This window comes from Desulfobacterales bacterium (assembly GCA_028704555.1).
Classification (GTDB): Bacteria; Desulfobacterota; Desulfobacteria; order Desulfobacterales; family JAQWFD01; genus JAQWFD01.
Genome location: JAQWFD010000009.1, coordinates 1 through 23,183, shown reverse-complemented (window position 1 = coordinate 23,183; position 23,183 = coordinate 1). Strand labels below are relative to the sequence as shown.

The 23,183-nt window shown below is 49.2% G+C and carries 20 protein-coding genes and 1 pseudogene; 7 read left to right on the top strand and 14 right to left on the bottom strand.

Annotated features, from left to right (window positions below; translation table 11 throughout):
- The first annotated feature begins 41 nt into the window (after positions 1-41).
- From PHQ97_05085 to PHQ97_05075, 3 genes are read left to right on the top strand one after another with little or no spacing between them, the layout of a single operon-like run.
- Positions 42-1,067, top strand: coding sequence for a TRAP transporter substrate-binding protein (locus tag PHQ97_05085; protein MDD4392110.1), 1,026 nt, complete (start codon positions 42-44; stop codon positions 1,065-1,067).
- 38 nt (positions 1,068-1,105) lie between these two features.
- Entirely contained in the window at positions 1,106-1,606 is a 501-nt protein-coding gene (locus tag PHQ97_05080; protein MDD4392109.1) for a TRAP transporter small permease, read from the top strand.
- On the top strand, positions 1,603-2,910 hold the full coding sequence (locus PHQ97_05075; GenBank protein MDD4392108.1) for a TRAP transporter large permease: 1,308 nt from the start codon (positions 1,603-1,605) through the stop codon (positions 2,908-2,910). Before PHQ97_05080 ends, PHQ97_05075 begins: the two co-directional genes overlap by 4 nt.
- A gap of 209 nt (positions 2,911-3,119) precedes the next feature.
- Here PHQ97_05075 and moaA read toward each other — a convergent pair whose 3' ends face one another.
- The 8 genes and pseudogenes from moaA to PHQ97_05035 all read right to left on the bottom strand — a co-directional run bounded on the left by moaA (position 3,120) and on the right by PHQ97_05035 (position 12,448).
- A complete protein-coding gene (moaA, locus tag PHQ97_05070) occupies positions 3,120-4,115 on the bottom strand; it encodes a GTP 3',8-cyclase MoaA (protein ID MDD4392107.1) in 996 nt (331 codons plus the stop codon).
- A 96-nt stretch (positions 4,116-4,211) separates the two neighbouring features.
- Positions 4,212-5,741 (bottom strand): uroporphyrinogen-III C-methyltransferase, encoded by a 1,530-nt coding sequence (gene cobA, locus PHQ97_05065; protein MDD4392106.1) that lies wholly within the window; start codon positions 5,739-5,741, stop codon positions 4,212-4,214.
- Between the two features lie 4 nt (positions 5,742-5,745).
- Positions 5,746-6,681, bottom strand: a complete 936-nt coding sequence (hemC, locus tag PHQ97_05060) for a hydroxymethylbilane synthase (protein MDD4392105.1) — start codon at positions 6,679-6,681, stop codon at positions 5,746-5,748.
- Entirely contained in the window at positions 6,678-6,908 is a 231-nt protein-coding gene (locus PHQ97_05055; protein MDD4392104.1) for a zinc ribbon domain-containing protein, read from the bottom strand. Before PHQ97_05055 ends, hemC begins: the two co-directional genes overlap by 4 nt.
- 136 nt (positions 6,909-7,044) lie before the next feature.
- On the bottom strand, positions 7,045-8,403 hold the full coding sequence (locus PHQ97_05050) for a tetratricopeptide repeat protein (protein MDD4392103.1): 1,359 nt from the start codon (positions 8,401-8,403) through the stop codon (positions 7,045-7,047).
- Entirely contained in the window at positions 8,397-9,827 is a 1,431-nt protein-coding gene (gene selA / locus PHQ97_05045) for an L-seryl-tRNA(Sec) selenium transferase (GenBank protein MDD4392102.1), read from the bottom strand. The genes PHQ97_05050 and selA overlap by 7 nt, the downstream gene beginning before the upstream one ends.
- A 169-nt stretch (positions 9,828-9,996) precedes the next feature.
- Positions 9,997-11,361 carry an HDOD domain-containing protein gene (locus PHQ97_05040; protein ID MDD4392101.1) on the bottom strand — a complete coding sequence of 455 codons (1,365 nt, stop codon included), beginning with the start codon at positions 11,359-11,361 and terminating at the stop codon, positions 9,997-9,999.
- A 118-nt stretch (positions 11,362-11,479) separates the two neighbouring features.
- A pseudogene (locus PHQ97_05035) lies at positions 11,480-12,448 on the bottom strand (IS4 family transposase).
- Between the two features lie 575 nt (positions 12,449-13,023).
- Here PHQ97_05035 and pyrF point away from each other — a divergent pair.
- The gene (pyrF, locus tag PHQ97_05030) at positions 13,024-13,758 is read left to right on the top strand and encodes an orotidine-5'-phosphate decarboxylase (protein ID MDD4392100.1); all 735 of its coding nucleotides are present in this window, start codon (positions 13,024-13,026) and stop codon (positions 13,756-13,758) included.
- 162 nt (positions 13,759-13,920) lie between these two features.
- On the opposite strand, the gene PHQ97_05025 is transcribed toward pyrF, so the two are convergent.
- The 6 genes from PHQ97_05025 to PHQ97_05000 form a co-directional block, all read right to left on the bottom strand.
- Positions 13,921-15,138, bottom strand: coding sequence for an aspartate kinase (locus tag PHQ97_05025; protein ID MDD4392099.1), 1,218 nt, complete (start codon positions 15,136-15,138; stop codon positions 13,921-13,923).
- Between the two features lie 207 nt (positions 15,139-15,345).
- A complete protein-coding gene (gene tsaE, locus PHQ97_05020) occupies positions 15,346-15,843 on the bottom strand; it encodes a tRNA (adenosine(37)-N6)-threonylcarbamoyltransferase complex ATPase subunit type 1 TsaE (GenBank protein ID MDD4392098.1) in 498 nt (165 codons plus the stop codon).
- Between the two features lie 44 nt (positions 15,844-15,887).
- The gene (locus tag PHQ97_05015) at positions 15,888-16,607 is read right to left on the bottom strand and encodes a pyridoxine 5'-phosphate synthase (GenBank protein MDD4392097.1); all 720 of its coding nucleotides are present in this window, start codon (positions 16,605-16,607) and stop codon (positions 15,888-15,890) included.
- A gap of 71 nt (positions 16,608-16,678) precedes the next feature.
- Positions 16,679-17,122, bottom strand: a complete 444-nt coding sequence (ybeY, locus tag PHQ97_05010; GenBank protein MDD4392096.1) for an rRNA maturation RNase YbeY — start codon at positions 17,120-17,122, stop codon at positions 16,679-16,681.
- Complete coding sequence (locus tag PHQ97_05005; GenBank protein MDD4392095.1) at positions 17,022-19,424, bottom strand: HDIG domain-containing protein; 2,403 nt, start codon at positions 19,422-19,424, stop codon at positions 17,022-17,024. The genes ybeY and PHQ97_05005 overlap by 101 nt, the downstream gene beginning before the upstream one ends.
- 41 nt (positions 19,425-19,465) lie before the next feature.
- Positions 19,466-20,458 carry a PhoH family protein gene (locus tag PHQ97_05000; protein ID MDD4392094.1) on the bottom strand — a complete coding sequence of 331 codons (993 nt, stop codon included), beginning with the start codon at positions 20,456-20,458 and terminating at the stop codon, positions 19,466-19,468.
- A 479-nt stretch (positions 20,459-20,937) separates the two neighbouring features.
- Between PHQ97_05000 and PHQ97_04995 the strand changes: the two genes are divergently transcribed.
- The 3 genes from PHQ97_04995 to PHQ97_04985 all read left to right on the top strand — a co-directional run bounded on the left by PHQ97_04995 (position 20,938) and on the right by PHQ97_04985 (position 23,007).
- Positions 20,938-21,465, top strand: a complete 528-nt coding sequence (locus PHQ97_04995; GenBank protein MDD4392093.1) for a CvpA family protein — start codon at positions 20,938-20,940, stop codon at positions 21,463-21,465.
- Entirely contained in the window at positions 21,447-22,265 is an 819-nt protein-coding gene (gene mazG, locus PHQ97_04990) for a nucleoside triphosphate pyrophosphohydrolase (GenBank protein MDD4392092.1), read from the top strand. Before PHQ97_04995 ends, mazG begins: the two co-directional genes overlap by 19 nt.
- 229 nt (positions 22,266-22,494) lie before the next feature.
- Complete coding sequence (locus PHQ97_04985; protein ID MDD4392091.1) at positions 22,495-23,007, top strand: GGDEF domain-containing protein; 513 nt, start codon at positions 22,495-22,497, stop codon at positions 23,005-23,007.
- Positions 23,008-23,183: the final 176 nt, after the last annotated feature.

Here is a 23,183-nt window from a genome sequence, read left to right as displayed (position 1 = left end):
GCAATCAATTACCGATTAATGAGGGAGAGGAAAAGTTACCGATGAAGACGATCCGATATATGCGCTATGTTGCATTAATTTTTATCATTGTGTGCATGGCGGCAATTCAGATGCCCGGGACTGCCGCAGCCGGAACCATTCGTCTCAGTTATGCCAATTTTCCGCCGGCTACCACATTTCCTTGCGTTCAGATGGAGCGGTGGAAGACTGAGGTGGAGAAACGCACAAACGGCAAGGTCGTTGTCAATACCTTCCCGGGTGGCACGCTGCTGGACGCCAAGAACATGATAGACGGGGTCATTGCAGGCCAGGCGGATATAGGTGTCCTGTGCATGGCCTATCAGCCGGGACGATTTACGGTTACCAACGCCACGGCGCTGCCTCTGGGCATTCCCGATGCACGGGTCGGCAGCCTGCTGCTGCTGGATCTGTATCAGAAATACAGACCTGAAGCGTTTTCAAAAGTCAAGGTGCTGACCATGTTCACGACAGCGCCTTCAAATATCATGTCCAGAAAACCGATCAGAAACATCGATGATATCAAAGGCCTGGATCTGAGAGCATCCGGGGGGGCTGCCCGTATTCTCAAAGCCTGGGGAGCCAATCAGGTGGGGATGCCCATGTCGTCCACACCGTCGGCGCTGCAGAAAGGGGTGGTGCAGGGCCTGTTTTCCTCTCTTGAAGTGCTCAAGGACCTGAAGTTTGCCGAATTATGCCGGTATGTGACGCTGACCGAGACCGTGATCTATCCGTTTGCCGTGGTGATGAATCAGCAGCGGTGGAATGCGCTGCCCGGAGAGGTGCAACAGGTCATGGATGATCTGGTCGTTGAGCAGGCTCAATGGACCGGCATCTATATGGACAACCATGTCAAAGAATCCATCCAATGGGCTCAGAAAACCTATGATATCGAATTGATCGCCCTTTCCGGGGAGGAAAAATTCCGCTGGGATGCGATGCTCGATCCCATTACCGAGAATTGGGTCAGGGATACGGAGAAAAAAGGTTTGCCCGGGAAACAGATTGTCGAAGATATCCAGGGGCTGATAAAAAAACATACCCGGTGACGACTGGCCGGATACAGACAGGTAAAGAAGATAAGGCTATGACGTTTTTAAGCATACTGGATAAGATCAATACATATTTGAATCGCCTGCTGATCGGTATGGGAGGGGCTTTTCTGGTCGCAATGATTGCACTTGGCAGCGGAAATATCATTTTCCGGTGGGCATGGCTGCCGATCATGGGCACCTATGAACTCATGGGCCTGTTCGGGGCGGTTGCCGCATCATTTGCGCTGGGCTCGACCCAGAGCAGAAGAGGGCACATTGCGGTGGACGTTCTGGTCAACCGGTTTCCCGCCAATATCCGCCGCGTTGTGCAGACCGTCAGCAGTGGGGCAGGGATGCTGCTGTTTTCCATGCTGACCTGGCAGATCATCCGGCTGGGGTTGACGCTTCGGGATGCCGGGGAGCTGACCGAATCCCTGGGAATTATCTATTATCCGTTCATCTTTGCCGTAGCCCTTGGATGTGGAGCGATGTCGCTGGTATTGCTGGCAGATATCGTCCGGGGACTGGTCGTTGAAAAGGCTGGTGACATATGAGCCTTGGATTGATCGGTGTCGCAGGAATTGCCGCATTGCTGATCGTGCTGTTCTTTTTTGGCATGCCGGTGGGATTTGCCATGGGGCTGGTGGGTTTTTTCGGATTCTGTTATGTGGTCTCGTTCAAGGCCGGGCTGAACATGATCAGCTCGGAGCTGTGGACCACCTTTTCCAACTACGGGTTGACCGTTATCCCTCTGTTTATTTTCATGGGTCAGATTGCATTCTATTCCGGGGTGAATGAAAAATTATATCGGTGTGCCTACCGGTGGGTCGGCCATATCCGGGGTGGTATTGCCATGGCCACGGTCATCGCATGCGCGGCGTTTTCATCCATTTGCGGCTCCAATGCGGCGACGGCGGCCACTATGTCGACGGTGGCGCTGCCGCAGATGAAAAAATTCAATTATCATCCGAAGCTGTCCACCGGCGCGGTAGCCTGCGGATCAACGCTCGGTGTTGTCATACCGCCCAGCGTGGTGCTCATTGTCATCGGTCTATCCACCGAACAATCCATCGCCCGGCTGTTTTACGGGGGAATCGGCGCCGGGGTTCTTCTTTGCCTCCTGCTGATGCTGACGATTTATGTTCTGTGCCGGGTGTATCCTGAGTGGGGGCCTTCCGGCCCTGAAAGTACGTTCATTGAAAAGCTTCGGTCGCTTTCCGGTGCGTATGAAATGCTGATTTTGTTTCTGCTGGTGATGCTCGGCCTGTATCTGGGCGTATTTACTCCGTCTGAAGCCGGGGCGGCCGGCTCGCTGCTGGCCGTATTGATCAGTGTGATTCAAGGGCGGCTCAGCTGGAAAGGATTTATCCTGTCGGTAACCGATACGCTTCGGGTATCGTCCATGATTATCATGATTGTGGCCGGTGCGGTCATCTTCGGCCGTTTTCTGGCGGTCACCCGCATACCGTTTGATATCGCCTCGTGGGTTGTTGCGCTGCCGCTGCCGAAAATCGCTGTGATGGGGGTTATATTCTGTATTTACATCATCGGCGGCGCCATCATGGATGCGCTGGCCCTGCTGCTGATTACGATACCGGTATTTTTCCCGGTAGCCATCGAGCTGGGATACGATCCGCTGTGGTTTGCGGTCACGGTGACAGTGGTTACCACCCTGGGGGCTGTCACGCCGCCGGTGGGTGCCACCACCTATGTCGTGGGTGCCATGGCAGCGGATGTTCCGCTGGAGGATGTTTTCAGGGGGGTGGCGTATTTCATTCCGGCGTACGTGGCCTGTATTCTCCTTCTCATGATGGTTCCGGAAATTATCACGTTTCTGCCGGCGCTGATGATGCGATAGTTTTCCCTATCGTTGCATAACCAAAATGTTTGCGTTTCAGCGTGCACGGGTAATAAATATTTTGCCGCGGATTTACGCGGATTAGCACGGATCGTTCTTTCTCAGTGTACTCAGTGCGCTCTGTGGTGAAATGGTTCCTTTCCGAACAATGCTGCTGAAGGACAGAAATGGGTGATGCTCCTGCTCCAGACACGAAGTTTTGTTAAAGATCATCCACCGATGGCTGACATCTGGCCGGACAGTTTGTCATGATCCTGGGGCCTCAAGTGGTGTTCTGACGGTTTTGCCTGTGTGGCGGTCATGAATACCTTGATCAGTTCTTCGTCCAGGTAACCTTTTCTCAGCGGCGTTTTTATATCAAACTGTATGTCCGATAACAGACAGGGCCTGAGCTGGCCGCTTGCGGTTAACCTCAGCCGGTTGCATTTGTCACAGAAATGATGGGTGAGGGGACGAATAATGCCGATTTCGCCCGGTGCCCCTTCAATCCTGAAACGTTCGGCCGGTCCGTCATTCAATCCCGGGGCTACGGGATTTAACTTGCCGAGGCGTCTGATCCGACTGAGGATGGCATCGGCCGCCAGACAGTTTTCGCGTGTCAGGCCTGACAGGCCGATGGGCATGTATTCGATGAACCGGATATGCAAAGGATAGGACAGGGACAGGGCGGCCAGGTTTTCTATTTCGTCGTCGTTGATTCCGTTCAGGGCGACGGCATTGATTTTGATGGGGTTAAATCCCATTTCCAGGGCCAGAAGGATACCTTCCCATACCTCGTCAAATTGGTCAGATCGGGTAATGAAGTGATATTTTTTTTTGTCTAACGTATCGAGACTGATATTGAGTCGTTTAATTCCGGCCTCTTTAATCCTTTTCAGGTTGTTTTTCAGCTGGACCCCGTTTGTGGTCAGAGAAACGTCCTTAATTCCTTCGATTTGATTTAATTCTTCGAGAAAGGAATAAATCCCTTTCCGGACCAGCGGCTCACCACCGGTGACTCTGATTTTTGTAATGCCGAGGGAGGCGCCGATCCGGATAATGCGAAGCATCTCCTCATATCTGAGCACCTCCCGGTGCATGAGTTTATCTGACGGCTGGGCGGGGACACAGTAAAGACATTTCAGATTGCAGCGATCCGTAACGGAAACGCGCAGATAATTCAGCCGGCGGTTGAACGTATCGATCAGTCTGGAATTCGGATTCATGATATCAGTCCTGTAATTCTTGAAACAGATTGAAATAATAGGCCCCTGCCTTTTATAAAAATTCTGGGGCAATAGCGTACGGTTTTTCCCCACGACTCACGACTCACGACGGCTGTAATACGTTTCAATGGCGTCACATAATCCGGGTATCGTAAAGGATTCAGCGATAATATCGACATTGAAGCCGGCGTGCTTTGCTGTGTCGGCAGTGATGGGTCCGATACATGCGACCGCAACATCTTTCATCAACGCCTGCTGCTTTTCGGCTGGCAGAAACGCTTTGAAATTCGTTACGGTGGAAGAGCTGGTAAAGGTCACCATATCGATGGCGTTATTTTCCAGCTCAGATAGCAGGGTGCCGGCATGGTCGCACACCTGTCTGGTGCGGTATGCGCTGATTTCGTCGACAATCGCCCCCATTTTTTTCAGCGCCACCGGCAGGATGGGCCTGGCTTCCATGGCCCGCGGAAGCAGAATATGCCTGCCCTTGATCTTTTCCCGGGTGAATGCGTCCACGATGGATTCGGCACGGTAACTTTCCGGGATAATGTCGCTTTTGATACCGAATGACCGCAGTTTTTCCGCGGTGGCCGGTCCGATGCAGGCGGTGCGTATATGCCCGAGGGATCGAACGTCCCTTCCGGTTGCAAAGAGTCTGTCAAAGAAGAACCGCACGCCGTTGACACTGGTAAATATCAGCCAGTCATAGGTATTGAGTCGCCCGACAGCCGTGTCCAGAGGGTTCCAGTCATCGGGGGGAACCACTTCAATGGTCGGGCATTCCACGCACTCGGCTCCGAGATCGGACAGTTGCTTGACCAGATCGCTGGCCTGTTCCCGTGCACGGGTAACCACAATTTTTTTCCTCAGGAGCGGTCGGGTTTCAAACCAGGTCATTTTCTCCCGCAATTTGACGACATCGCCCACAATGATGATGGCCGGCGCTTTGATGCCGGCTGTTTTAACCACCTCGGCAATCGTGGTCAGGGTTCCGGTAACCGACTGGTGCCTGGGGGTGGTCCCCCACCGGATGACGGCAACGGGTTTGTCCGGCGCCATGCCCTTATCCAGAAGCCTTCGGGTGATGTTCGGAAGATTTTTGACTCCCATCAGAAATACGATGGTGCCGATGCCTTTTGCCAGCGATTGCCAGTCGATGTTGGATTCGGTTTTGGTCGGATCCTCATGGCCGGTGACAAAAGCGACGGTGGCTGTATAATCCCGGTGCGTCAGAGGAATACCGGCATAGGCAGGCGCTGCGATAGCTGATGTCACGCCCGGGACGATTTCGTAAGCAATGCCTTCATCGATGAGCACCTCGGCTTCTTCACCCCCCCGGCCGAAGATGAACGGATCTCCTCCTTTCAGCCGTGTAACAATCAGACCCTGTTTGGCCTTGTCGGCGATCAGGGCGTTTATGCCGTCCTGGGACAGGGTGTGGTTGCCGCCTTTTTTTCCGACATATATGCATTCGGCATCGGTTGCAGCATATTTGAGCAGCGCAGGTGACGCCAGATAATCATAGATGAGCACCTGGGCGTTTTTGATACATTCCAATCCTTTAACCGTAATGAGTTCCGGATCGCCAGGTCCGGCCCCAACCAGATACACTATACCCGTCTTCATATTTTCAGCACCCATCCGTATTAAGTTTGTCCAGAATTTCCTTTGCCCCTTTTGCCAGCAGACGATTGGCAAGTTCAAGCCCAAGCGTTTCAGATTCGGTCCAGGAGCCGGAAATGGTTTCTTTTATCACCGTTGAACCGTCGATTTCCGCCACAAGACCGCAAAGGGAAAATTCGCCATTGACAACCGTCCCGTGGCCGGCAATCGGAACTTGACACCCGCCCTCCAGACGCTTTAAAAATGCGCGTTCGCCAAGAACAGCCGAACGGGTGAGGGGATCATTCAGATATTCGATGAGCTGGTGAACGTCCGGATCATTTCCTCTGCATTCGATACATAATGCGCCCTGACCGACGGCCGGGAGCATGATGTCTTCATCCAGATATTCGGTGATCCTGTTTTCAAACCCCAGACGTTTGATTCCGGCAGCCGCCAGAATGATCGCGTCCAGTTGATCGGTCCCAAGCTTGTCCAGCCGCGTGCCTACATTGCCCCTGAGAGAGCGGATTTGGACATCCGGCCTCATATGCTTGAGCTGAGCCCCCCGGCGAAGACTGCTGGTCCCGATTCGGGCGCCATGGGGCAGCTGTAAAAAGCTCAGTCCGTTTCGGGAAATCAGCGCGTCTTTCGGTGTCTCCCGTTCAGGAATCGCACCGATGCATAACCCCGTCGGTATTTCCGCCGGCATATCCTTCATGCTGTGGACAGCCAGATCGACGCGGCCTTCCAGAAGCGCTTCTTCAATTTCTTTGATAAAAAGGCCTTTGCCGCCGACTTTGGCTAACGGGACATCCAGTATTTTGTCCCCTTTTGTTTTGATGATTTCAAGCGCAACTGTCAGGGATGGGTGTTGAACCATCAACTCGGATCTTACCCACTCGGCCTGCCATACTGCCAGTTGACTGCCTCTGGTTCCGATAATCAGTTTGTTTTTCATCAGTGTCCACAACTCCTGCAACTGCCGGCTGTACATCCCCTGCATGAAGACGAAGCGGCTGAAGACGAAAGCGTTTCACCCCCCCTGCCTTTATTGACAAAACCGCAGGTTGACATCAGTTTAGATACCGTTTTATTCTTACAGAAGGGGCAGGCCGCCTGATCTTTGCCAAGGACCAGAAATTCAAAGTCTTTTCCGCACCTGTCACAATGGTATTCATAAATCGGCATGATTTAATCCTTTTTTTACGTTGGTATTTTTGTGTAAAGCTTCGTTCGTTTGATTCCGGATGCACGCCACTGACAATAAGCATTTATCCGGTCAAGACAACCCTCGCAGCGGTTCCGGGCGTTGGGAGAACGGATCTTAACGCGTGCCCGGTCGGGGGACGCCGGGACTCTCTTCGATCTGCCGGATGTCATCAGCCGCATCATGGCCCAGTTCACTGGCTGCCCGGAATTCGGCTATCGCCTGTTCAGGCCGGTTCTGCTTGAGATAAAGACGGCCAAGCCGGTATCTGAATAAACCGTTTGAGGGTGATAATTCAATGCTTTTTTCGCAGAACATGGTGGCAATATCGATATTTTCGTCTTGAATGTCAAATAAATAGCCAAGCGCAGAAAGGGAATCGGAATCGTTCGGATTGATTTTGACAGCCTTTTTATAAGCAGAGACCGCTTCGTCCGTCTGCCCCATCGTCAGATAGCATTCCCCCAGATACCGGTATACGGGAGCGGATTCGGATTTCAGCTCACTGGCTCTGCTCAGATAGGCGAGCGCCTTTTCAGGCCGACCGGTTTCAAGATAAAGCCTTCCGATCTGGAATTTGATTTCAAATATATCTTCTCCCATCTGTTCGGCTTTGAAATAGTATTCCAGGGCCTGTGCCTTGTTTTTTTTGAGCATATGAATCAATCCGGCATTATAAACAGGCATGACTTCCTCCGGAGCAAGCCGGATGCCCTCCTCAAATTCCATAAGTGCCTGGTCCAGATCGTTCAATACCCCGTAACAGACCCCCAGACTGTTATGAACATTGACATTGGCCGGATCGATCTGAAGCGCCGTTTTATATTCTTCGATGGCGGCGTTGATATCCCCGTTCTGATATAATTTATCCCCACTGATGTTTAAACTGACCGCATCAAATATCACTGCGGAGTCCGGGCCGAAAAATGTGGCATGGTCCAGGGCTTTTTCGGCGTTTTCAAGGATGTGCTCTTTGTTGAAACGGATCGTGGGGTAGGTTGCAATTCCGATGCTGACGCTTTGGCGCCAGTGCTGCCGGATGTGATCCTGGATGTGACCGGCAATTTTTTCGCATTCGCCGGGAGCGGTTCCCGGAAGATAGGCCGCAAATGTGATGCGGTTCAATTGTCCCCAGATCCCGTTTACCGGCTGGCAGATGGTATCAATGGACCGGGCGATATCAATAAGCAGTTTTGAATCCGGGTGGGTGACGGCGGCTTCGGGGTGCGGTGATCCGGTCGTATCGATCCGGATGATCATGGCAGTGAACGTTGAGACGGCGGCCAGATGCTCATCGGCATATTCGATAAAGGCCTGATCGGTCATAAGATCCGGAAAAACCGTGTTCAGTTCCTCCAGTGCGTTAAGTCCGCTTTGGCCGGTCTGCTGATCCGGCATGAGGGCATCGGCTTGATTACAGAGAAAGTCGCTGGTGGAACATCGGTGGTGATATACATTCTGCGGGTGTTTTAACATGATATCCCCTTGGCCAACAAGGTGGAAAAAGCGGTTTTAACGATGGGAAATTCATTATCCTGAACGGTTCTCAGATCCATGACAAATACATTCTCTTCTATCCTTCCGATGACAGGGGAGGAATACCTCCGCATAAATTCGGCAATGAAACCGGCGGATATGTGTTCGATCGTTATTCCGAGGCATTTGCTGGGAAGTTCGACCAGTGGCAGCGAACCACCTCCCACCCGTGAGGGTCGATCCAACCGTTGAATCTGCAGGCGGGGGTCGTCAATTTGCTCAAGCAGCTGAGCCAGTGTTTCGGCTTTGCCCTTCAGGGTGTCCATCGGCAGTGTCAGCATGCGAAGGGTTGGGATTTCACGAAGCGCTCTTTCAGGGTCTCTGTGCAGGCGAAGGGTGCTTTCAAGCGCGGCAAGGGTCAGTTTGTCGATTCTGAGCGCCCGGGTCAGCGGATTTTTTCCGATTTCCCGGATAATCTCTTTTTTTCCTGCAATGATACCGGCCTGAGGGCCGCCGAGAAGCTTATCCCCACTGAAGGTTACGATGTCGGCGCCGGTAGCCACCGATTCCTGAACCGTGGGTTCCCTGGGCAGGCCATAGCGGGAAAAATCCATGAACATCCCGCTGCCCAGATCTTCCATGACGGGGATATGCCGGGAGTGGCCGAGCTGGACCAGATCCCGGAGCGGCACTTCGGCCGTAAACCCCTGAATGGTGTAATTGCTGGTGTGAACTTTCAACAGAAGGCCGGTATCCTGATCGATGGCGGATTCATAATCTTTCATATGGGTTCGGTTTGTGGTCCCCACTTCTTTCAGGATGGCCCCGCTCTTGGTCATGACATCCGGGATGCGGAATGATCCGCCAATCTCCACCAGTTCTCCCCGTGATACAATCACCTGCCTGCCGGAAGCCATGGTTTCCAGGCATAACAGGACAGCCCCTGCGTTGTTGTTGACGACCATGGCCGCCTGTGCCCCCGTGATTTCACATATAAGCTCCTCGATGCAGTCGTATCTGAGCCCTCGTTTTCCGGTATCCAGATTGAATTCCAGATTGGAATACCCGGATGCGATGACGGCCATATGGGCAACGGCCTCGGGTGCCAGCAGAGATCGTCCGAGATTGGTATGAATCACGATGCCGGTGGCATTGACCACGTGCTTCAGATTGGGGGACATGTCCGCTGATACGGCAGATCTGACCGATTCGATAATGGCTTCATCGGTCAATGCGATGGATGAAACGGTTTCATCTCCGTGAAGAATGGCTGCTCTGAGCCGGTCAACAACGCGCCGTGCGCCTCGAGTCACAATGGATTTTGACAGCAGGCTCAGGTCCGGATCATTTTTTGACAGTTCAAGGATACGATCAATGCCGGGTAGCTGCTTTAACATTGCCTGTCGGGTCTGGTTCAGTTCCATAGGATAATGTCGTTTCGTATAAAAATCTGTTTTCTGAGCCGGACATCATCCCTCTCAGGCCAGCTGAAGGGATAGATGCCAAGGGTGAATGCCGCTGTGAAGCGGGCTTCCGGTTTATCCGTTACCCGGTTCTCAGTCCCGATGAAATTGTCGTCGGGTTCGGTCCATCTTAAAAATCCGTCCGTTTATTTGCCGATCCGGAAAAAGGCTGTAAGGCATGTCGGGGGATGAGATCAATCGTCTCTTCCAACTGTGAAATGGAAAGACCGATCATCTCAAGGCGTGATGATAAATGTTGAATGCCTATACGTTCCAGTTCCAGACCGGTATTGAATCTGGACATCAGCAGGTCGGCAAGATATACGATATGGGTCAGAATGGTGTCATTGCCGGATTCCTCAGGATTGTGATGATAATAGATCGCCTCCTTTAAAGATTCGTGAAATTTCCATTGGTCGGCCAGCCGGCGGCCCACTTCGGTATGCGTGATACCCAGGATATGATGTTCAGTGTCCAGAATGTCGGATTCTTCCATGAGTTTCCGATAAAACAGCGGATGCGCCGCTACGATGTATTGATCCAGCACCACTTTGCCGATATCATGAAGGAGTCCGGCCGTATAGGCGACGGACGGGCTGGCCTTTCCCGTGGCCTGAGCTATTTTTCCGGCGACAGCCGCGGTCCCGATGGCGTGATAAAACAATCCGCCTTTACACAGAGAATAACCCATATCGCATTGGTTGAATAATTGCTTGATGGACAGCGCCAGTACCGATTGAACCAGAAAATCCTGTCCCATGAGGACCAATGCTTCATCCAGCGATCGTATTCTGGATATCGTGGGAAACATCACGGAGTTGCAGAATTTTAATATTCTGGCACTGATCACCTGATCTTTGCATATTTCTTTGGCCACCTCATCAATATTGTATGCATTCCGGTTTATCAGCCTCATTACTTTCAATGCAATCTGAGGGATCGGCTGAAGTGTTTTGATGACGCGATCAATGTCGTTGGATGCCGGCGGTGAGATGTCACGGGGTGGAGCCGGATAGTCGTGAATTACCGGGTCGATCAGGGGGGTTAAACTGTGCATATTCAGACCGAGACAGCAGGTGAATCCCCCGCCGGTTTCAGAGGCCTCGATGCGGATATGCTCCTCTTCGAGAATCTGCATGACAACTTCTGCCGTCCGGCCACCGATATCCAGTGCCAGGTCCTGCTCGTTTACCTGGCCGACAAGAGCCCCTCCCGCAATGCAGGCTGTCAGGTGGTCCCGATCCGCTCCCGCCTCATACAGGGCCTCGAGGAAGAGAGGGAGTCCGGTAGAGGCATATTTTTCAGGCGAGTCAAAGGTGCTGGCGGCAGATACAGGGGCCGGAAGCAGCAGGTGTATCAATCCCCCCACGCCGGCCCGGGTGTCATATAATGCAACCCCTACGCAGGTTCCCAGATATGCCTGAAGCAATGTTGAACTTTTTTTGCCCACATAATAACTTCCGGCAGGAATATGATATCTTTTTAGTTTTTTCATAACGGGTATCAATGATGTCCGGTTAGGTTTTTGCATGTGCGAATAATTTTTCGTGTTCTTTGAAAATTTTATCATCAACCTGTGAATGCGTGCCGTACAATTCATTACGAATTGTGGCGCGAAGTTCCCGTACTCTTTTAATGGAGACCGGTTCGTTGAATTTTGTCCGGCAGTATATAGCCATCAGCAGATATGTGATCAATCCGCCAAGGATTTGTACCATCAGGCCGTATTCGCTTCGAACAATCAGATGATATACCTTCAGATGCTTTTTCCACCATTTAAAAAACGTTTCGATTCTCCATCTGAGTTTGTATGCTGTGGCAATTTGCTCAGCTGTAAGATCATGTCGATCAGTAGCAATAAAATATTTAACGCCATCGATTTTGTAGCCGACAACCCGAACGGATTTTTCAGATTGGTTGATTCGCGGGGTTCCCAGAAGAACCACAGAGTCATAAAAGACATAGCTGTCTGGATCGACAGGATTTTGCTTTACGACAGTTCGTGTTGTCTTAATTTTGATTCTGCAAATAAAATGTTTGCCATCTTGCTGAAGAAGATCAAAATCCTTATGACTTTGGTATCCGCGATCCATAACGCCGGTTTGACCCGGGGAAAGAATGCGACCGACAAAGGGACGTTCCGCACCGTTGCCGTTTGTGAGATACACTTTATTAGGAATGCCTCGATTGATATCAAATCCAAAATGCCCTTTGGCTTTTTTTGAGCCTTTCCGGTAATCAGCCCAATACATGGACAAGACCGCATCAATTAATGAACCATCAATGGCAACAAGATCACCGAGTTCTTCAAAGTCTTTAGGCAAAACACCATGGGCTTGTTTACAGAGTTGTTCAAAAACAAATTGCAGCTGTTCAAGACCGCGAGTGTTTTGAATTTCGAAAAAGCTGCTTTTACCGATACCGTTTTCAGGGGCAATGTGTTGTTTGGCAAATTCATCTTCAGCAAGGTCCTGGATTAAATGACGCCCGGATTCATGCTCCTGTAAATGGAAATATATAATAGTTTTCAACTGATCTTCGAAGTTCATTTTTAACGGTCGATCTCCTTTGGATAAAAGCTCTGGAGCATAAGGTAATACTTTGAGCATCGGTAAAACAAACGAATAAAAGGTTTTAGAATCAATTTTTTTCTTGGGTGTTTCGATTGGGTGCAAAATATTTATATCTCCTTGTTATTATTATTTATTCTAACAAGGAGGCGCGAAAAATTTTTTACCCTGTATGTCAAGAAAAAAATGATTTAGATGATAATTTTTTCAGCACGTTACATGCAAAAACCTAACCGGACACTACTGAACGGGTATATAAGATTAACAAAAAAAAGCATTTAAACAAATGCTTATAGCATCTAAAATTTGTCTATTTCAACAGATTTCTTTGCTAATCTTGATTGGAAGGCTTTAAAATCCTTGTCGGAAGCGATATTCGTGTTTGTTATTGAGACCGGTATGGAATATATTTTCGTTATCGACAGGTGCGGGTTTATCCGATTATTCAGGCTGAATGATCCATATCACAGAACGGTTACCGGCCGGTCGGTGAACCATTAGAAAGCCGAATTGACTGAGAACCAAGGGCCGGCCGTGACCCTAAACCAGAATGGATTGCCACAATCCGCTCTCATGGAGGACTGTGAATGAAATGCGCTAAAGATTATATCATTTTCCCATTGGATGTACCCTCGGTTACCGAGGCCCGGCAGTATATTGAACTGCTTTCAAGCCACGTCGGAATGTTTAAGGTCGGACTCGAACTGTTTATCCGGAGCGGACCCGATATTATCAAACAAATCAAGTCTGCGGGAAATGCCGGGATTTTTCTGGATTTAAAACTTCATGACATACCGGCTACTGTATCCCGGGCCATGCGGGTCATTGCCGGCTATGGCGTGACGTTTGCCACGGTTCACTGCGGGGAATCTTCGAAGATGCTGGAAGCTGCTGTCGCCGGGGGGGGCGGAAGTGTCGGTATCCTGGGCGTGACCGTATTGACCAGTATTTCAAAGGAAGATATACGGGATTCCGGGTTCAGGGAAGAATTTTCAACGGATCTGTCAACGCTGGTGATCAAACGCGCGCTCATGGCCAGGGCCGCCGGCTGTTCCGGCGTGGTCTGTTCGGGTCAGGAGGTGCAGATGATCAAGCCGGTTCTGGGAAAGGATTTTGTGACCGTGACCCCCGGAATCCGTCCGGCCTGGGATTCGGTGAAAGCCGATGACCAGCGGCGTATCACCACACCTGCCGAGGCAATTCAAAACGGGTCGGATTATCTGGTGGTCGGAAGACCGATTCGGGATGCCGCAGACCCAAAGGATGCGGCTGACAAAATTGCGGAGGAAATCGATTCTGTTTTAAGGAAAGAGGAACCCTGAAATTCTAACATGGTCGGGCGGTCAAAAAGACCGCCCGATTAAGGAGCAAAAAAAAGCCTCGCCATCAAAACCACCAGAATGACAGCAGTCAGAAAAAGCGTAAATACCATCTGCTCGGTATTAAACCGTTTCATCCATCACCCCGTCACCCCTTTTTTAACCCTATTCTTTATCGAGCCCGAACGCGGTGTGCAGCACGCGTACCGCCAGTTCAGCATACTTTTCTTCGATAAGGCATGAAATCCGGATCTCCGATGTGCTGATCATGATAATGTTGACGTTTTCGTTTGCCAGTGTCGAAAACATTTTTGACGCCACCCCGGAATGGCTTTTCATGCCGACCCCGATGACAGACACTTTGACAATATTCTTGTCTCCCATCACTTCGCTTGCCCTGATTTTTTTTGCCACTATTTTTCCAATTTCCATCGCTTTGTTGAATTCGGTTTCAGGGACAGTGAACGTCAGGTCGGTAAGCCCGCCAGGCTGGGTATTCTGGATGATCATGTCGACCACGATGCCGGCTTCGGCAACCGGTGTAAAAATTTTGGCGGCAATGCCGGGTTGATCCGGAACGTTTTTCAACGTAATCCGGGCCTCGTTTTTATTATGCGTGACAGCAGAAACGACCAGTCGTTCCATGTCTGAATCTTCATCCACAAGCATGGTTCCTTCCTCCTCACAGAATGATGATTTTACGTGAACGGTCACATTATATTTTTTTGCAAATTCAACGGAGCGGATCTGCAGAACTTTTGCTCCCAGACTCGACATTTCCAGCATTTCGTCGTAGGAAATCCGGCTCAGTTTCATGGCTTTGCTGCAGACATTGGGATCAGCCGTGTATACGCCATCCACATCCGTATAGATTTCGCAGGTGTCCGCCTTGATTGCTGCGGCGATCGCAACAGCGGACGTGTCTGATCCGCCCCTGCCAAGGGTGGTAATGTCCCCATCTGAATCGCAGCCCTGAAATCCGGCAATAATGGCAATCTGGCGCTGGTTGGTCAGCTCTTTTATGCGCCGTGCCCCGATTTCAAGAATCCGGGCATTGCCATGCGCGGTGTTGGTGATGATGTCCGCCTGACAGCCCAGAAGGGATTTGGCAGGATAGTTCATCGAATTGAGGGTCATTGCCAGAAGGGCGATCGTGCTCTGCTCACCTGTAGCCAGCAGGACATCCAGTTCCCGTTTTGCCGGTGAATCCGTTATCTTGTAGGCCATATCCATCAGACTGTTGGTAACTCCCGCCATCGCGGATAAAACAACCACCACATTGTGACCCTGATCATAGGTTTTTGCGATCCGTCTGGCAACATTCCGGATACGGTCCAGATCCGCTACGGATGTGCCGCCAAATTTTTGAACAATTAGACTCATGTTAACCCCTTAACAAGTGGATTGTATTTTTTTATCGTACAGTGTCCCGGCATCGGCCTGTTTTTTTGAATGATTTATAAAAAGCTCCGGTAACGGAGACTGCCTCTGTTACCGGAGCTTGGCTATGATTGCTTCGTGACAGGACTGGTTTTTCTGTCAGGTTCGGATCTTCACGGTGTTGAAATTTAAAAATAACGATCTGCCTTATCAATGGACATGATATGCAGATTCAAGTTGTATTAGCAAATCAATGGCATCCTGTCCATAGGCGGTTATCCGGATTTGTCTTGAATCGTCTTCCAGAATGGTTAAATCAATCGAGACGTAATCCGATGGGACATCCCCGCAGAGTTTTTCGGCCCACTCGATCGCAACGACACCGTCACTGTCTAAAATGTCATAAAGTCCGATCGATTCAAAATCGTCCGGACCTGACAGTCTGTACAGGTCAATATGAAACAGGGGGCAGCGTCCGGGATATTCATTGATCAGGGTAAAGGTCGGACTGGTGATATAATAGTCGTCCGCCACTGCGAGCCCTCTGGCCAGTCCTTGAACAAACGTGGTTTTTCCGCTGCCCAGATCTCCCGTGAGAGCGATGACGGTACCGGCTTTCAATAGTGAACCTGCCTTTTGCCCCAGTGCCTGCGTTTCATCAAGACTGCGGGTGATGATCTGAATCTGTTTGGTCGGTGCGATATCCATAAAAAGTCAGTCGTGAGCTTTCAGTCAAATGGGTTGAGCATTTTTTACAGAGCGTTTATCAGATCGATCATTTCCTTGACGGCCTGCTCCATCCCGACAAAGACCGCTCTTGAAATGATGCTGTGGCCGATACTGAATTCATCGATTTCGTCCAGTCCTTTGAACGCCTTGATCGTATCGTAATTTATGCCATGACCGGCATTGACTCCGAGTTTGAGCTTGTGGGCAAGCTTGGCGGCATCGACAATCTTTGAAAACGCCAGGGTCCTTTTTTTCAGTGTTGCTGAATCGCAAAATTCTCCGGTATGGATTTCAATCATACTGGCGTTGATCTGATGTGCCAGTTTGATCTGGTCCGGATCGGGGTTGATGAAAATGCTGACCGGGATTCCATTGTTTTGGAGGGTATTGACTGCTTCAGCGATGACGTTGTGATGTACAACAAGATCAAGTCCGCCTTCGGTGGTTAATTCCTCCCGCTTTTCCGGTACCAGTGTAACCAGGTCCGGTTTTATATTCAATGCGATTCCGATCAGTTCCGTCGTCGCTCCCATCTCCAGAATCAGTTTGGTCTGAACCACATCCCGGAGTATCCTTACATCACGGTCCTGGATATGACGCCGGTCTTCCCGTAAATGAACCACTATGCCGTCTGCCCCTGCAAGTTCCGCAAAAATGGCCGCGCCTACAGGGTCAGGGTAACTTCCTTTTCTGGCTTCCCTCAATGTTGCAATATGATCAACATTTACAGCTAATCCAGCCATTGATTAACCTCCGTCGTTCAATAAAAAATATTAAATAATGACCACTTCGTCTACGGGGCAAATATAGCGAATCAGTCGATGTGATCGATAAGTGTCAACAGCGCCGAACTTTTTTCATCCATTTGTTGAGCATCAGATTCGGAATCGATATGATCATAGCCAAAAAGGTGGAGTATTCCGTGCACAAGAAGCTGCATAAACCGTTGTTCCATATCTGTTCCCGATTCCTGGCCTTCCCGCTGGGCTGTTTCCACTGAAATGACGACATCACCCAGAAGATGAGGGGTTATATCCGAAAAATCGCCCTCTCTCATGGGAAACGCTATGACATTTGTGGGGCCTTCTCTTTGCAGATATTGCCGGTTCAGCGGTGTGATCTGCATATCATCCACGATCAGTATGGACAGCTCGCCTTCAGGACAACCCAAGGCGTTTAAGATGACTTTGGCCTTTTTTTTGATCGTCTCCGGATGTATCTGGAGTTTGCTTTGGCTGTTGTTTATCAGTATGGCCATCTTTTACCTTTCCGGTTATCGGTACGATGCTTTCCGTGTATTCTATTCTGTGGTGATGGATTCCGTTTAATATGGTGTGAAAACTTTTGGCGATCAGGTGCAGATCTTTCAGGGTCAGTTCACAGTCGTCAAGCTGACCGTCAGAAAATATTTTATTGATAAGTTTTTGAACAAGTCCCTGTATCCTTGCCGGTGTCGGGTTTTCAAGCGTTCGGGAAGCGGCTTCCACCACATCGGCCAGCATGACCAGACCGGCTTCCCGTGTTTGCGGTCTGGGACCCGGATATCTGTAATTATCGATGTTGACCGCTTCCTTTCCTTTCAGCTGCTTGGCCTTTTCATAAAAAAAACTGATCAGGCTGTTTCCATGATGCTGTTTGATGGCATCGGTAATCGACTGGCCCAGTTTATATTTTTTTGCTATTTCCACGCCGTCTTTAACATGGGAAATCAGGATCAGGCTGGACATGGACGGGGCCAGTTTGTCGTGTTTGTTTTTGCAGTTAATCTGGTTTTCGATAAAATACAGCGGCTTTTTGATTTTGCCGATATCATGGTAATATCCGCAGACTTTGGCCAGCAGAGAATTTGCCCCGATTTCAGCTGCGGCGGCTTCGACCATGGTTCCGACGACCACGGAGTGGTGATAGGTCCCGGGCGCTTCGATCATAAGACGGCGTAAAATCGGACGCTCCAGATTGGCAAGTTCCAGAAATGTAATTTCGGTTGTAAATCCGAATGCGACTTCGATCAGAGGTGCAAGCCCCAGCGTAACAATGCCGGAGCCGACGCCTCCCAGAAAAGCAAAGCCGGTGTCCCACAGAAGTTTCAAGCTGGATATGTTGCCTGAATAAGTATTGATGACGATAGCCAGCACCATGTTGAGAACGCTTATTTTAAGTCCGGCCTGGATGATCATTTTGCGCTGCTGGCAGTGATGAATCCAGTAAGCCGCCATCAGGCAGCTGAGCAGCACATAGATGAAAACTTCAAAACGGTTCTGCAGTATGATTGCCGATCCGGTTGCAATCAGAATAGAAAAGGCCATGGCAACATCAATGCCCAGAAACATGCAGATCAGCATGGACGATGACGCCAAGGGAATGCCGAAGATAACGGATGACATGTGCGGGGAAAACTCTGTCGCCCGGTTGAACGATATGGAATACGATGGCACAATTTCAGTGATAAAACAAAAAAGGATAAATATGGTGGCGATAAACAGCAGATTTTTGTTTGGCTGAGTGTTGAATTCCTTCTGGTGACTGAAATATACAAAATAAAATATATTGAACAGACACAATATGATGCCAGCGGCACCGATCACATTTGCAACCATCTGGTTCTGGTTGATCTGATCCTGAAGCGAGCCCAGCTTCAACAGCTGCATTTCCGTTACCCGTTCGCCTTCACGCAGGAGCATCTCGCCCGCTTTTATCTGATATAAAATGGGTTTGACGGCTCCTGCCGCCTGCTTTTTCCGTTCCTCGGTTTCGCTTCTGTTCATCGTGATATTGGGCTGAATCAGCGATTGGGTAAAATCTACGACCAGATTCCTCAGATTGTAATTCAGCTCCTTCATCAGGGGCTGTCCGATGATTCTGACCATTGCTTTGGATTGATCAAGGCTGTATAAATGCTTAAGTAAGAATTGCGTTTTTTCCGATTTTGATTCCAGATTTCGTAACGTAATCCCTTTGTCGGCTTCTTTTAACAGAAGTTCCTTGTTTGAGACGACCCCGTTATCCAGAATATCCGCAAGAAGCTGGGCAATAAGCTGGGGAATTTCTTTTGGAAACCGTTCCTTTTCCAGAACCTTATAGGCCCCGTCATTGACCGGCAGGCCGAGTTTGCCTTCAAACGCCTCTTTCATCTGCAAGATCTGATTATGGTTCGACAGGTTACTTTCGGTATCGCCTGTGGACTCTGCCGGAGCTTCCGTTGAATTTTCCGGGGAAGACGGGTCGTCAGAATCGTAAACGGATCTCACAAGGCTGAAGGCCTCATCGAGATTGCGGGCCAGTTTATCGGAAAGCGTTGTATCATGATCATAAACTGTCAGAACAGATTCAGCCGCCTGTCTTCTCTTTTGTTCAGTAGCTGTGGAGTCTTCGATAAAAAAATCTTTCGGGGCCTTGATATCCCGCTCCACGACATCGCCGATAGAATACGAATGCTTTGTGATTACAAGATTCGGGTAATTGAGAACCGTAAACATCAGGGTGACCGAAATCAGGATAATCCAGCGAATGCAGGTGCTGTTACACACAAAATCGGTCAGGGGCTCTTTATACTTTTTCATGTTCATATTCAAAAACCAGCGTGGATATACATTAAACTGAGTCAGAATTTATGGGGTTTGCCCTTGCTTGCTTCCAGGTCTTCATATGCCTTGATGATTTTCTGGACCAACCGATGGCGGACAACATCTGATTTCGTAAAGAAGATAAATTGTATCCCTTCAATTTCCTGAAGAATATGCATTGATTCTATGAGCCCGGAAGGCCTGTCTGATGGAAGATCGACCTGAGTAATATCCCCTGTGATAACAGCTTTGGAATTGTATCCAATCCGTGTCAGAAACATTTTCATCTGCTCGGTGGTTGTATTTTGAGCTTCATCGAGAATGATAAAGGAATCGTTCAGCGTACGTCCCCTCATGAACGCCAGGGGGGCGACTTCAATAGTGCCCTGTTGCATCAGACTTGAAATTTTCTCAAATTTCATCATGTCATGAAGGGCGTCATAAAGAGGCCTTAAATACGGATTGACTTTTTCTGCCAGATCTCCCGGTAAAAAGCCAAGCGATTCACCGGCTTCCACCGCCGGGCGTGTCAGAATAATTCGCTGGACGATTCCTTTCGACAGTGCGGACACCGCCATGGTCATCGCAAGATAGGTTTTCCCGGTTCCGGCCGGCCCGATGCCAAAGACAATATCATTTTGCCGTATTGCGTCGATGTAATCTTTCTGCGCAGGGCTTTTGGGTGTTATAAACGTTTTCCTGGCCGTAAGGTACACCTTGTCAAGAAAGATTTCTTTCAGCTGTGCCTTGTTATTTTCGCTTAAAATTTTTACGGCATAATCCACATCCCGGGGAAACACCGGATATCCCTCATGGATTAAGTGATAAAGTTGATTCAGTATGTCTGCGGCAAGTTCGGATACGACCGGATCTCCCTGAATGAAAACCGTATTTCCCCTGGCGTGGACGCTGATATCCAGTGCGTCGGAAATCAGTTTTAAATTGCCGTTTCGTTCTCCGAAAAGCTGTCGTGCAATTTCGATATCTGAATATGTCAGCTTGATGCTGTGGTTATCAATAAGTTCTGTCATGATGCTCCGATACAGGCGTTGTCCGTAAAAAACGACTGAGAATGATCGAGGAGTCTGTTTAACGTAAAATACATGTTAACAATTTAACTCTCAGGAAAATATTTGGCAATACATACCATAACTGTTTCTGTGATTGCAAACCTCAATTTGTTGTTTAAATCGGATAAAAAATGCGTTTCGTGGCCCCTGGTTTTTTGGTAAAAAACACCTTGACTCAATCCGCCTGCTGCTATTAGAGTGATTTTCATTCATAAATGACCTTTTCGAAGTCTGCGCTTGTCTGTTAAAGTTCTGCGGTAATGTCAGCAGATTGATTGACCTCGGGTGAAAATTCTCATTTATGGATCGGTAAGATCGTAATATATGTAAACCGGTGTTCATACAGAGAATTTTAAAAACCTGTATCATTTCCGGAACGTCACCCACTGAAAAAAAGTTTTGTCAAAGATGTTGAGTCTGCCAGATAAAGAGGGAAAAAAATGAATCCGTTTGATATCGTTATAATCGTAATACTGGGGTATTGTTTGATCCGGGGAATATTCAGAGGGCTTATCAAGGAGCTGTCTTCGATTGTCGGTGTGTTCGGGGGGTTTTATGCGGCATACACCTATTACAGCCAGGTTTCAACGTATCTGGGGGAATGGATTGACAGCCGTACCTATCTGGATATCGTCAGTTTTTTAATCGTCTTCTGCCTGGTGTTTATTGTGATCAGCATACTCGGCGTTATCATTAAATATATTATGAATATCGCCTTTTTGGGTTGGATTGACCGGATTTTCGGGGCGGTGTTCGGGGTTCTGAAAGGCGTGCTGATCGCCTCAATTCTATTGATTATTCTTACGGCATTCCTGCCCCCGAATGTCCGGATTGTAAAAAATTCCAGATTGGCGCCTCATGTAACCAGCATATCCGAGCAGATGGTGTTGATTGTGCCGGAAAAAATGAAGCAGAATTTTGTCGGAAAAATCGATGAAATTAAAAAAGAATGGGAAAAAAGCCGTTGAGAGATAACGAACATTATATAGACCGGTTAACCGGATTGATCGAAACCCTGAGGGGAGACAACGGGTGTCCATGGGATAAAAAACAGACGTCCAAAAGCATGGCGCTGTATCTGAAAGAGGAGATGTATGAACTCTTCGAAGCGATAGAATCCGGCAGTCCGGAAGAAATATGCGAGGAGCTTGGGGATGTGCTGTTTCAGGTCCTGTTTATTGCCAGAATTTATCAGGAAACGGGTTGCTTCAGTATAAGGGATGTTGCCCGGTTGAACTGTGAGAAAATGATTTCGCGACATCCCCACGTGTTTGCCGGTGATAAGGTCGACAGCGTGGAGCAGATTAAGCAGCGTTGGCATGAGATAAAGCGAACCGAGAAAAACCATGCCGCTCATCAATCCGTTCTGGATTCGATTCCTTCCAGGCTTCCGCCGCTGATGAGGGCATACCGGGTTTCTGAACGAGCCGCCAGAACCGGTTTCGACTGGGATGATATGCCGGAAGTACTGCATCAAGCCGAGAACGAATGGGATGAATTCAAGGATGAACTGAAACAAAGCGGGCCGGAAGGACCGGATGAAGGCCGGATTGCCATGGAATTTGGCGATGTGTTGTTTACACTCACCAATGTGGCCCGTTTTGCCGGAATTCATCCGGAAACGGCATTGATCGATTCCATTAACAAATTTGAAAAGCGTTTCAGACATATGGAAGAAAAAATTCTGAACAGTGGTAAAACCCTGGAGTCTGTTTCCCGGGCCGACAAGGAAGCGTTGTGGAAAAAAACAAAGGCAGCGGTTGGTTGAGGGCAGGTGGTGAATCCGGAGGAAAAATCAAATCGGGTTTTCCGGAAGCGGTGAAAGCCGTCAGATGAGGATTGAAATCCAAACTGCTTTTTTGAAGATTCAGAATGATCTGTCGTGTCAATCAACCTGTCTCTGATCTGATTCAGCGCTTGGACATACTGGCAGGACCGGGACGCAGTGATATTACAGATAACTTTTTTGATATGATCAAGCCCAAAAACTCAAATATCTGGCGTTTCATGACCCGCTGACCGGGTTGCTTAACCGGCGGATTATGGAAATGCAGCTGAAACGGGAGTTCAGTCGGGCAAAACGCTATGACGTACCGCTTTCTGTGGCCTTTCTGGATATGGATGATTTTAAGCGTATCAACGATGTCTATGGCCATGATCAGGGGGATAGTCTGCTGAAGCATGTTGCGGATAATTTGCTTCGGATGAGTCGTGAATCGGATATTGTCTCCCGGTTTGCGGGAGATGAATTTGTCGTTATTTTTCCCGAAACCGGCATGCAGAATGCCACAAATTCCATGAAACGGATTGAACAGTATTTTCAGGGCCATCCCATGGCCATTGGAGATGAGTCTATCCCCGTTTCGATGAGTTTCGGTATCGCTTCAACCGAGGAAGCCCATGTCACAAGCGCGGCAGTTCTTTTAAAAAAAGCCGATGAAAGATTGTACGAGGCCAAGGGCTCGCTTGAAGGCTCCCGACCGGGCGGGGATATACCGGGTAACCGTTAATGCGGCCGTATGTTTTTATTCACACCGGGCCGCCGTTATGACTGTCCGATGACGATTTGACCCTTCATTATCCCTGCAGCCCTTCATGTGTATACGGATACGGTATGTAGCATCAAGATAGCGTTACATTGTCAATATATTGTGACTAAAGTCATCTCTCAAACACAACTTTTGAT

Coding starts and splice junctions, on each gene's coding strand:
- PHQ97_05085 (MDD4392110.1), top strand. CDS start 42: ATGAAGACGATCCGATATATGCGCTATGTTGCATTAATTTTTATCATT.
- PHQ97_05080 (MDD4392109.1), top strand. CDS start 1,106: ATGACGTTTTTAAGCATACTGGATAAGATCAATACATATTTGAATCGC.
- PHQ97_05075 (MDD4392108.1), top strand. CDS start 1,603: ATGAGCCTTGGATTGATCGGTGTCGCAGGAATTGCCGCATTGCTGATC.
- moaA (MDD4392107.1), bottom strand. CDS start 4,115: ATGAATCCGAATTCCAGACTGATCGATACGTTCAACCGCCGGCTGAAT.
- cobA (MDD4392106.1), bottom strand. CDS start 5,741: ATGAAGACGGGTATAGTGTATCTGGTTGGGGCCGGACCTGGCGATCCG.
- PHQ97_05055 (MDD4392104.1), bottom strand. CDS start 6,908: ATGCCGATTTATGAATACCATTGTGACAGGTGCGGAAAAGACTTTGAA.
- PHQ97_05050 (MDD4392103.1), bottom strand. CDS start 8,403: ATGTTAAAACACCCGCAGAATGTATATCACCACCGATGTTCCACCAGC.
- selA (MDD4392102.1), bottom strand. CDS start 9,827: ATGGAACTGAACCAGACCCGACAGGCAATGTTAAAGCAGCTACCCGGC.
- PHQ97_05040 (MDD4392101.1), bottom strand. CDS start 11,361: ATGAAAAAACTAAAAAGATATCATATTCCTGCCGGAAGTTATTATGTG.
- pyrF (MDD4392100.1), top strand. CDS start 13,024: ATGAAATGCGCTAAAGATTATATCATTTTCCCATTGGATGTACCCTCG.
- PHQ97_05025 (MDD4392099.1), bottom strand. CDS start 15,138: ATGAGTCTAATTGTTCAAAAATTTGGCGGCACATCCGTAGCGGATCTG.
- tsaE (MDD4392098.1), bottom strand. CDS start 15,843: ATGGATATCGCACCGACCAAACAGATTCAGATCATCACCCGCAGTCTT.
- PHQ97_05015 (MDD4392097.1), bottom strand. CDS start 16,607: ATGGCTGGATTAGCTGTAAATGTTGATCATATTGCAACATTGAGGGAA.
- ybeY (MDD4392096.1), bottom strand. CDS start 17,122: ATGGCCATACTGATAAACAACAGCCAAAGCAAACTCCAGATACATCCG.
- PHQ97_05005 (MDD4392095.1), bottom strand. CDS start 19,424: ATGAAAAAGTATAAAGAGCCCCTGACCGATTTTGTGTGTAACAGCACC.
- PHQ97_05000 (MDD4392094.1), bottom strand. CDS start 20,458: ATGACAGAACTTATTGATAACCACAGCATCAAGCTGACATATTCAGAT.
- PHQ97_04995 (MDD4392093.1), top strand. CDS start 20,938: ATGAATCCGTTTGATATCGTTATAATCGTAATACTGGGGTATTGTTTG.
- mazG (MDD4392092.1), top strand. CDS start 21,447: ATGGGAAAAAAGCCGTTGAGAGATAACGAACATTATATAGACCGGTTA.